Here is a 7,419-nt window from a genome sequence, read left to right as displayed (position 1 = left end):
CAGCAAGGCGGGCAGTCCGAAGATCCTGCCAGAATGCACCCTGCCGCTGACCGGCAAGGCCTGTGTCGACCTGATCGTCACCGACCTGTGCGTCATGGCGTGCGACAAGCCGGGCCTGCGGCTGATCGAAATGGCCCCCGGCGTCACGCTGGAGGAGGTGCGCGCCAAGACAAGCGCGCCGTTCGCCACGAATATACTGGAAGGCGTCGCCTGATGCCGTTCGTGACATCCGACGGAGCCGACATCTACTGGAAGGTCGAAGGCCAAGCGGATCGGCCGCGACTGGTGCTGCTCAACTCGATCGGCACCGACATGGACCTATGGAGCCCGGTCCTGCCGCTGTTGCGCGAACACGTCGCTCTATTGAGGATCGACACGCGCGGGCATGGCGCTTCGGATGCGTCGGCGGGGGATTATACCCTGGCCGGGCTGGCCCGCGATATCGCCGCGGTGATGAGTGCGGCCGAATGGGATAGGGCTCAGGTGGCGGGGGTGTCGCTGGGCGGCATGATCGCGATGCAGATGGCACTGGACATGCCAGACCGCGTGACGGGCCTGATACCGATCTGCACCTCGGCCGCAATGGACCGTGCCGCCTGGACCACCCGCGTCGACACGGTGCGTCGCGACGGCATGGCGGGAATCGTCGATCTTGCCATGTCGCGCTTCCTCTCCCCAACCTTCATCGCCGAGCGGCCCGGCCATGCCGCAACGATTCGGCAAGGGCTGCTCACGATGCGGGCCGAGGGCTATGCCGGTTGCGCCGCCGCGATCCGTGACATGGCGCTGGCCGATCGGTTGAACGGGATCGCCTGTCCGACGCTAGTGATCTCGGGCGAGCGCGACATCTCGACGCCCTATACCGGGCATGGCGAGCATCTGGTCGCGGCCATTCCGGGCGCACGGCATATCGCCCTCCCCGCCGCCCACCTCGCGCCGTTCGAAGCACCCGATGCGCTGGCCGAAGCCATTCTGAATCACCGGAGTTGACCGCATGACCGCCGCTTTCCTCTGCGACGCCGTCCGCACCCCGATCGGGCGGCTGAACGGCGCCCTGGCCGATATCCGCGCCGACGACCTCGCCGCCGTGCCGATCCGTGCGCTGGTCGAGCGCAACCGCAGCGTCGACTGGGACGCGGTGGACGATACCATCCTCGGTTGCGCCAACCAGGCGGGCGAGGACAATCGCAACGTCGCGCGCATGGCGGTGCTACTCGCGGGATTGCCCGAGGCGGTGCCCGGCACGACGGTCAACCGACTGTGCGGCTCGGGCCTCAACGCGGTCGGCTACGCGGCCCAGGCGATCCGGTCGGGGGACGCCGAACTGGTCATCGCAGGCGGGGTCGAGAGCATGACCCGCGCACCCTATGTCATGGGCAAGGCCGCCTCCGCTTTCGATCGCGCGCAGCGGATCGAGGACACCACGCTCGGCTGGCGGTTCGTCAACCCGGCGATGCAGGCGGCGTACGGCGTCGACACCATGCCGCAGACGGGCGAGAATGTCGCCGATCAATGGCGCATCCCGCGCGAGGATCAGGACCGTTTCGCCCTGGCCAGCCAGCAAAAAGCCGCCGCCGCGATCGCCAGCGGCCGGATGGCGGCCGAGATCGTGCCCGTCACCATCCCCCAGAAAAAGGGCGAGCCCCGCGTGGTCACGCAGGACGAACATCCGCGTGGGACCACCTTGGACGCCCTCGCCCGGCTGAAACCCGTCGTCCGCGCCGACGGCACCGTGACGGCCGGCAACGCCTCCGGCCTGAACGACGGTGCGGCGGCTCTGATCGTCGCGTCCGAAGCGGCGGCGGGGCGACACGGCCTGACGCCCCGCGCGCGCATCCTCGGCATGGCCGCCGCCGGGATCGCGCCTCGCATCATGGGCGTCGGTCCCATCGAAGCGGCTCGCAAGCTGTCCCGGCTGACCGGCGTTGCGCTCGACGATCTCGACGTGATCGAACTCAACGAAGCCTTTGCCAGCCAGGCGATCGCGACCTTACGTGATCTGGGCATTGCGCAGGACGACCCCCGCGTGAACCGCAACGGCGGGGCCATCGCGCTGGGGCATCCACTGGGCATGTCGGGCGCGCGCATCGTCATGACCGCCGCCGAGGAACTGCACCGGACGCAGGGGCGCTACGCCCTCGCCTTCATGTGCATCGGCGTGGGCCAGGGCATCGCATTGATGATGGAGCGGGTCTGACGCCATGAGCGGGCGGGGGCAGACACCCCCTGCCCGCTTTCCCATCAGGCGGGCAGCCGCAGGATAGGCTTGATCGTCACGCCGCTTTCGCTGTCCGCGACGGCCTGGTTGATGTCGGCGAAATCATAGAACTTCACCAGCCGGTCGAACGGGAACCGCCCCTGGGCGTGGAGCGCGATCAGTTCGGGAATGAAGACCTGCGGCACGACGTCGCCCTCCACGATGCCCATGATGCGCTTGCCGGGCACCATGACCATGTTCACGTCGAAACTCGCCTCGGTACCCAGCCTGGGCGCGCCGACGATGCCGCAGGTGCCCATGATGGTCAGCGCGTCGATCGCCTGGCGCAGCACCTCGGGCCGACCGCTGCTCTCCAGCGTGAAGTCCGCGCCGCCGCCGGTGATCTCCCGGATCGCTTCCACCGCATCGGTTTCGCGGCTGTTGACCACATGCGTGGCGCCCAGTTCCCTGGCGAGGTCGAGCCGACTGGGCGTCACGTCGACGGCGATGATCGTCGTGGCACCCGCGACGCGCGCGGCCATGATCGCGCTGAGGCCGACCGCGCCCGAACCGAAGGCGGCGAAGCTGGCTCCCGACGGCACCTTCAGCGCGCGCAGCACCGCCCCCGCGCCGGTCTGGATACCGCAGCCGAGCGGCCCGAGCAGTTCGAGCGGCGCATCCTTGGCGACCTTCACGATGTTGCGCTCCTGCGCCATCGCAAAACTGCCAAAGGAGGACTGGCCGAAGAAATGATCGTGCAGCGCCCCACCATGCGCATCGCAGGTGGCGGTCGACCCGTCCTTGCGCCCGCCGCCGAAATTCAGCGCGAAGAAGTCGCCGCAATGCGCCGGGTGGCCGGTCAGGCACGGACCGCAGACCCCGCACGAGGCGAAGCTGAGCACGACATGGTCGCCCGGCTCGACGGCGGTCACGCCGGGCCCCACCGCCTCGACCACGCCCGCGCCTTCATGGCCGAGCACGGCGGGCAGCGGCACCGGATAATATTGGTCGCGCACGATGATATCGGTGTGGCACACCCCCACCGCGACGATCCGGACAAGCACTTCGCCCCCTTGCGGGGCGGCGATCTTGGCCTCCTCGATCGCGAAGGGGGCGCCCTGGTCGCGAACCACGGCGGCGGTGATACTGCGCATGTCTGTCATTGTCATCTCCTGCATCATGTTATGTCGTTGCGAGCCGTCAGAAGGGATAGGCGGGTGCGGCGCCCTTGACCGTCACCCACTGCCAATGGGTGAACTCCTCCCAATTGGCCGGGCCGCCGATTGCGGACCCGTTGCCGGAGGCGCCCACCCCGCCAAAGGGATTGACCACCTCGTCATTCACGGTCTGGTCGTTGATGTGGAGCAGGCCCGCGCGCAGCCGTTCGCCCAATGCCATGGCACGGCCGACATCGCGGGAGATCACAGCAGCCGACAGGCCGTATTCGGTGTCGTTGGCGAGCGCCACGGCTTCGTCGTCCGTGTCGAACGGCACCAGCACCGCGACGGGGCCGAAAATCTCCTCCTCGAACGCCGCCATGCCGGGCACCACGCCGTCCAGCACGGTGGGGGCAAGGCACAGGCCCTGCGCTGTGCCCCCCGCCATGACGCGTGCGCCGGCGGCGACGCTACGGTCGAGAATGTCGAGCGCGTGGTCGAGCTGTGGCTGGCTGATGAGCGGACCGACCGCGACCGCGCCCGACATCGGATCGCCTGCGGGCAGCGCCTTCGCCTTGTCGGCCAGCCGGGCGGCGAAGGCGTCGAAGATCGCGCGGTGGACCAGGATGCGACCCGCCGTCATGCAGATCTGCCCCTGATGCAACCACGCGCCCCACGCGGCATTGCGGGTCGCGAGGTCCAGATCGGCGTCGTCCAGGATGATCAGCGTATTCTTGCCGCCCAGTTCCAGCGATACCTTCTTGAGGTGACGGCTCGCCGCCTCGCCGACTTTCCGCCCGGCTTCGGTCGAGCCGGTAAACTGGATCATCGCGATATTCGGGTCCGCGCAGAGCGCTGCCCCCGCCTCGCCGCCGCCGGGCAGCACCGACAGCACGCCGGCGGGCAGCCCCGCCCGTTCGAACAGTCGCGCGATCACCAGGCCACCGCAGATCGCGGTGCGCGGGTCCGGCTTGAGCAGCACCGCATTGCCCACCGCCAGCGCGGGCGCCACCGCCCGCATCGCCAGGTAGAGCGGAAAGTTGAACGGCGCGATCACGCCGACCACACCCAGCGGACGACGCCGCGCCAGGCTGAGCCGCCCCGGCTCGCTGGGCAGGACCAGCCCCTGCGCCTGATGCGGCATGGCCGCCGCCAGTTCGATCGCCTTGATCGTGATCGCCAGCTCGAACTCCGCCTTGGCGCGCACCGAGCCGCTTTCCCGCATGATCCAGGTCACGATCTCCTCGCCATGCGCCCGCGCCAGCGCCGCCGCCTGGACGAAGACGCCCGCCCGGACATCCGACGTCGCCGCCGCCCAGTCCTGCTGCGCGGCACGCGCGGCCGCCGCTGTTCGCGCGACGGTCGCGACGTCGACCGAGGCGGCCTGCGCCAGCACCGAGCCGGTCGCGGGTTCGAGGACATCATAGCCCTGGTCGCCCTCGATCCAGTTCCCGTCGAAGAACCGGCCATCGAGATGCGCGGCGTCGAGCAGGGATGTCATATCGCTCTCCATCATGATCGTTGAAATATTAGACGACGCGGTATCGAACGCCCCGCGCCTTCGGTCAGGCATCGACGGTGGCATGGACCAGGTCGGCCATGCGCTGGTGGCGCTTACAGCTGTCGGAGTCCTCCATCGGACCCGCCGAACGTTCCCGGTGCGGCCGGCATGCCGAATGCCGTCGGAATGGCATGGTACCCATCATCCGCTTCCTCTCCATAGGATGTCGCGTTCTGTCGTTGCGACGTGTCCGAAGCTCTAGCTTTTATGGAGGCAAGCATGTCGGGGCCGGTGCTGTCCGTCCAACACCAACTTCATATCCTGCCGATACCTGCAGGGTTGTTGGGGGTATTCAGCCCCGCCCGGCGAACAACGCGCCAGTCATCGAGAAAACCCTTAATCTTGTCCTCTCCGTCCGACACGCTATGTTGTTGCCCTCAACCGCGTTGGTACAGCAAGCAGGTACAGCGTGGCTGATCGCAAGACACAAAAAGCCCGCAAATCTGCGCCTTTTGTGACTGTGACATCCCTCCCGTAGGGGTCACCATTCCCGCGCCAAGTCGCGGAGTTTGACGGAAAACGGCGGAAATCAACGCTTCATTAGGTGCCCTATGCTACGAAAGGGTGCTACGAATGGGGCGTCGAATGAGTCACTCGCACAAGCGCGCGAGCTCGCGAAATGCATGGTTCCGAATGGATGTCCCCAAGGACATTCGTCACCTTGCCGGCAAGACGTCCTGGCAGCACTCCCTGAATACCGCAGAGCCCAATCTCGCCGCACAGCGTCGTGCGGCCTGGAGCGCGCACTACAAGGGCGAGGTGATCCGGCTGCGGAAGCTTGCGGCGCAAGAGGCACAGCAGTCCACCGACGAGCTCGTCGATCAGGCCTTCGACAAGCTGGCTCGATTCTCCTGTTCGATGGATCTGGCGGTCGCCGGCGAATTGCAGAAGCTTGCATCCATCGTCCGGTCGTCGTGGAGCAATGCCCATGCCCAAGCCGTGGAACGTCAGCATCTCGGCGAGGCCTGGACGAGTCTGCTCGACCCGGAACCAGCGTTGATCCCGTCGATCGACGACGATGAGGAGCGCCGCCGGTTCCAGCTCCGCGCCGAAATCCTCGAGAGCAACGCTGCGACCAGCGGCATCGTCTACCAGGAACTCGCTCGCGCGTTGCTGTCGCGCGGCGTGTACGAACCGCTGCACTTCGCTATCAGCTACCTGCCCTATCTGGTCCCCGCCATCGACCTTTCCACCAAGGCTGCCTATGACCGCGTCGCGCATGCCTATCTGACACGACTGGCCGAGCATGCGTTCGACTCCTGGCCGGTCGGCATCCGTGAAGCACTGCGCCCCGTCGTCACGTCGGCGGCGAACGGCGTCGCCGCGCCAGCGATAGCGCCGGCGCCACCGGCGTTTTCGGCAGCACCACCCTGCCCTGCCCCGGCCCATCATCACACGCTGGCCGAAGCCTTCAGTCTCTGGCGCAAGCGCAAGCGGATCACCGGCAAGGACAAGACCGCCGATGAGTTCGCGAAGGCGATCGCGCGCTTCGAGGAACTCACCGGCACCAGCATGGTCGAAGCGATCACACCGGCGATGGTGCGGACGTTCATCTCGCTGGTCGAGCAACTGCCGTTCCGCCCGAAGAAAGCCGTCAGCGCGCTGCCGCTGACCGAGCAGATCGCGCTGGCGCATGCGAAAGCATTGCCGACGCTTTCGCCGCCGACCGTCGGCAAGCAGCTGACCGCCCTCCGCGCGATCCTGAGCGTGGCCAAGGATGCGGAGTGGATCTCCGGCAATCCTGCGCAAGGCATCTCCGTCGAAGGGGCCGCCTGGGAAGGCGACGAACGCGACCACTTTTCGGACGAGGACATGCGGCGCATTTATGCCTCGCCGCTGATGACCGATCCCGATGCCTGCGACGACACGATGTTCTGGATCCTGTTCCTGGCACCGTTCCACGGATCGCGCCCCGGCGAGCATTGCAAGCTCAAGCCGAGCGAGATCGTGCAGGATGATGGCGAATGGGTCATGCGGTTCCGCCGGGATCGCCGCATCCGTCCCACCGCTGCCACGAACAATGAAACACGCCCGCGCAGACAGAAGACGCGCAGCTCGGTCCGGGACGTGCCGATCCATTGGATCCTGCTGGAAGCGGGCTTTGTCGACTTCGCCCGCCAGCAGCGGGACAGTGGCGCGGAGTGGCTGTTCGACGATCTCGAGGCCGACAAGTATGGCGACCGCTACAAATACCTGTCACGCCGGATCAACGACGCCTTACGCAAGCTCGGCATCCATGAACCGGACAAGTCTTTCTATTCGACCCGCCACACCATGAAGCGCGAGGGACGGCGGCTCAGGATCGACCATCAGAGCCTCGACCAGCTTGCCGGACATGCTCCCGTGTCGGTGGGGGGCCGCTACGGGCAAGGGTCATCCACCGAAACGCTGAAGGCCGACCTCGATCGCCTGGAATTCCGCAGTGTACCGTGGGACGATGTTGTCGCCTGGACGATATCATGAGGAAAAGCAGCATCGCGATCTGCGTGCTGAGGGGCATGTGG

General features: G+C 67.0%; 5 protein-coding genes and 1 pseudogene. 4 read left to right on the top strand and 2 right to left on the bottom strand.

The genetic code is table 11. The features are described 5' to 3' along the window. The 3 genes and pseudogenes from SM191_RS14265 to pcaF form a co-directional block, all read left to right on the top strand. A pseudogene (locus SM191_RS14265) lies at positions 1–214 on the top strand (succinyl-CoA--3-ketoacid-CoA transferase); the annotation flags it as partial. Continuing rightward, positions 214–990, top strand: a complete 777-nt coding sequence (gene pcaD / locus SM191_RS14260) for a 3-oxoadipate enol-lactonase (RefSeq protein ID WP_341506777.1) — start codon at positions 214–216, stop codon at positions 988–990. The pseudogene SM191_RS14265 and the gene pcaD, both read left to right, overlap by 1 nt. 4 nt (positions 991–994) lie before the next feature. Continuing rightward, a complete protein-coding gene (gene pcaF / locus SM191_RS14255) occupies positions 995–2,197 on the top strand; it encodes a 3-oxoadipyl-CoA thiolase (protein ID WP_341506776.1) in 1,203 nt (400 codons plus the stop codon). Between the two features lie 44 nt (positions 2,198–2,241). Here the strand turns inward: pcaF and SM191_RS14250 are convergent, their stop codons facing one another. Together SM191_RS14250 and SM191_RS14245 are read right to left on the bottom strand one after the other, a co-directional pair. Next, a complete protein-coding gene (locus tag SM191_RS14250; protein ID WP_341506775.1) occupies positions 2,242–3,360 on the bottom strand; it encodes an NAD(P)-dependent alcohol dehydrogenase in 1,119 nt (372 codons plus the stop codon). Between the two features lie 37 nt (positions 3,361–3,397). Then, complete coding sequence (locus SM191_RS14245; protein ID WP_341506774.1) at positions 3,398–4,855, bottom strand: benzaldehyde dehydrogenase; 1,458 nt, start codon at positions 4,853–4,855, stop codon at positions 3,398–3,400. 693 nt (positions 4,856–5,548) lie between these two features. Between SM191_RS14245 and SM191_RS14240 the strand changes: the two genes are divergently transcribed. Continuing rightward, positions 5,549–7,378 carry a hypothetical protein gene (locus tag SM191_RS14240; protein ID WP_445949864.1) on the top strand — a complete coding sequence of 610 codons (1,830 nt, stop codon included), beginning with the start codon at positions 5,549–5,551 and terminating at the stop codon, positions 7,376–7,378. Positions 7,379–7,419: the final 41 nt, after the last annotated feature.

This window comes from Sphingomonas sp. 2378 (genome assembly GCF_038084995.1).
Classification (GTDB): Bacteria; Pseudomonadota; Alphaproteobacteria; order Sphingomonadales; family Sphingomonadaceae; genus Sphingomonas.
This window is presented reverse-complemented; position numbering and strand designations above follow the sequence as displayed.